At 71.1% G+C, this 2185-nt stretch carries 3 protein-coding genes; 2 read left to right on the top strand and 1 reads right to left on the bottom strand.

The features are described from left to right. On the bottom strand, nucleotides 1–955 hold a 955-nt coding region (locus K6I34_RS36060), incomplete at its 3' end, for a serine/threonine-protein kinase (protein ID WP_229332246.1). Between the two features lie 147 nt (nucleotides 956–1102). On the opposite strand from K6I34_RS36060, the gene K6I34_RS36055 reads away from it, so the two are divergent. Together K6I34_RS36055 and K6I34_RS36050 are read left to right on the top strand one after the other, a co-directional pair. Continuing rightward, nucleotides 1103–1444, top strand: coding sequence for an SH3 domain-containing protein (locus tag K6I34_RS36055; RefSeq protein WP_229332245.1), 342 nt, complete (start codon nucleotides 1103–1105; stop codon nucleotides 1442–1444). Between the two features lie 53 nt (nucleotides 1445–1497). Continuing rightward, on the top strand, nucleotides 1498–1956 hold the full coding sequence (locus K6I34_RS36050) for a hypothetical protein (protein ID WP_229332244.1): 459 nt from the start codon (nucleotides 1498–1500) through the stop codon (nucleotides 1954–1956). Nucleotides 1957–2185: the final 229 nt, after the last annotated feature.

Genomic DNA, 2185 nt, shown 5'->3' with positions numbered 1-2185 from the left:
CTCCGGCACCCGGCCGCTCCTCGGGCTGCGGAGGAATGCGTACGTGGGTGGGCACGAGGTCCTGCCCCGGGCCGTTGCCCGCGAGACCACCGAGGCGGCCGGTACCGCCGGGGCCCGTCGGCCCCGTGTGCGGCAGGCGCGGCAGCTGGGCCATGATTGCGTCGGGTGTCGGCCGGTCCTCGGGCTCCTTGGCCAGACAGGCGCGGACGAGCGGCACGAGATCCGCGGGGACACCGTCGAGATCCGGCTCGTTGTGCACCACCTGGTACGCCACGATGTACGGGCTGTCCGATTCGAACGGTCCGCGTCCCGTCGCCGCGTGCACCAGCAGTGAGGCCAGCGCGAACACGTCCGCGGCGGGCCCGACCTCGCGCGGCCGCTGGAACTGCTCGGGAGCCATGAAGGGCGGCGTCCCGATCAATTTGCCGGTCTCGGTGCGCAGCTCGCTGTCGTAGGGGCGGGAAATACCGAAGTCGATGACCTTGGGTCCGTCCTCGGCGAGCAGGACATTGCTCGGCTTGAGGTCGCGGTGCACCACTCCCGCGCGGTGGATGTCGCGCAGCGCCTCCGCCAGCCCGGCCGCGAGCCGCCGCACTTCGTCGGGTGTCAGGGGGCCGTTCCGCTTGACGCGCTCGGAGAGCGTCGGGCCGGGGATGTAGAGAGTGGCCATCCATGGCCGCTCACCATGGGGATCGGCGTCCACCACGGGCGCCGTGAAGGCCCCGCTCACCCGCCGCGCGGCCGCGACCTCCTGCCGGAACCGGGCCCGGAACTCGGGGTCCACCGCGTACTCGGGGTGCACCACCTTCACCGCGAGCCGCATGCCGGATGTGGAACGCGCCAGGTGGACCACACCCATGCCGCCGGAGCCGAGACGTCCTTCCAGCCGGTACCGACCGGCATACCCCGGATCCTCCGCTTCCGGGCCCGTCCCGGTCGTGCGCAGCGGCGGCATTCCCCCACCCCCGTGTGTATTCGGCCGCATATCGCGACTTCCGGAGCCTAATCGATGGCCCTGGCGAAACCGGGGAGGCGTGCCGGGCCTTGCTAGCCTGCGCATGGCATTGCGTGACGACCCATCAACCGCACGGGGGAGGCCCCTATGGGCGCCGACGACAACAACGACAACAACGACGAGATCGCGGCCGGCGAGAACGCGCCGGAAGCCCTGTCCGTCTCGGTGCGGTCCGCGGGCGAGATCTACTACCCCGTCGCCCCCGGTTACCAGGTGAACGTCCGCCGCGGCCCGAACACCGGCAGCCAGATCGTCCGCGTCCTCCCTGAGGACTCCTCGGTGCCGATCCGCTGCCAGACCCGCGGCGAGACCGTCTCCGGCCCCTACGGCACGACCGACATCTGGAACAGCATCGCCCCCGGCCAGTACGTGTCGGACGCCTACGTCAGGACGGGCAGCAGCGGCTTCGTGGCGGTCCGCTGCTCCTGAGGCCCGCGACCGGTCCTTCAGCCCCGTGACGGGCCGGTGGCGATAATCGGCGCATGAGCGACGAGCACCGCCCGGCCGGCCCGCAGCCCGAACCGATCCGGTTCTTCGGTACGACATGGGTCGACCACAGTGGCGGATACCTGCTGCGCCGGGTCGCCGTCGGCCTGGGCGCGCTGCTCGCGGCGGTGGCCGGGGCGATGGCGCTGCGCCTCGGCTACGAGGGCCTGACGATCGCCAAGGTCGGCACCCTGGTGAACGTCCTGGTGATCGGTGCCTTCGCCCTGTGCACCGCGCTGGCCTTCCGTCGTACATGGGAAGGGTTCAGCCGCCGCCCGGCCCCGACCCCGGCCGCGGACGCCTCCGCCGAGCGCTCCCTCCAGAGCATGCTGCTGATCGGCTTCATCGGTTCCCTCCTCGCCTACGCGCTCCGCACGCTCGTGGAGGCCCCGGGCGAAGCCCTCCACCGCCGTGAGTACGAGGAAGCACGGAAGCGTGGCGGCCGCCGCCGCTGACGGGCAAGGAGGAGAAGGGCCGGGTGGGCGGAAGCACCCCCTGGACTCGTGTAGAGTTCTCCGAGTTGCCCGCCGTCCGCGAGGACAGAGGCGACAAGCCCACTACTGCACGGCCCCTGAACGGGATGGATTTCGGCTTGCCCGGAATTCGGTTCCGGACTCCGATTAGGAGTCGCCGGGGAAATCCGCTAAAGTAGTGATCACGCCGGAAGGCGCGGCCGGAAAGCGA

This window comes from Streptomyces sp. UNOC14_S4, from assembly GCF_020740835.1.
In the GTDB taxonomy this organism is placed as follows: domain Bacteria; phylum Actinomycetota; class Actinomycetes; order Streptomycetales; family Streptomycetaceae; genus Streptomyces.
This window is presented reverse-complemented; position numbering and strand designations above follow the sequence as displayed.

What these genes read in the sequence shown, in the direction of transcription:
- K6I34_RS36050 (WP_229332244.1), top strand. Translation starts at nt 1,498, where the DNA reads ATGAGCGACGAGCACCGCCCGGCCGGCCCGCAGCCCGAACCGATCCGG.
- K6I34_RS36055 (WP_229332245.1), top strand. Translation starts at nt 1,103, where the DNA reads ATGGGCGCCGACGACAACAACGACAACAACGACGAGATCGCGGCCGGC.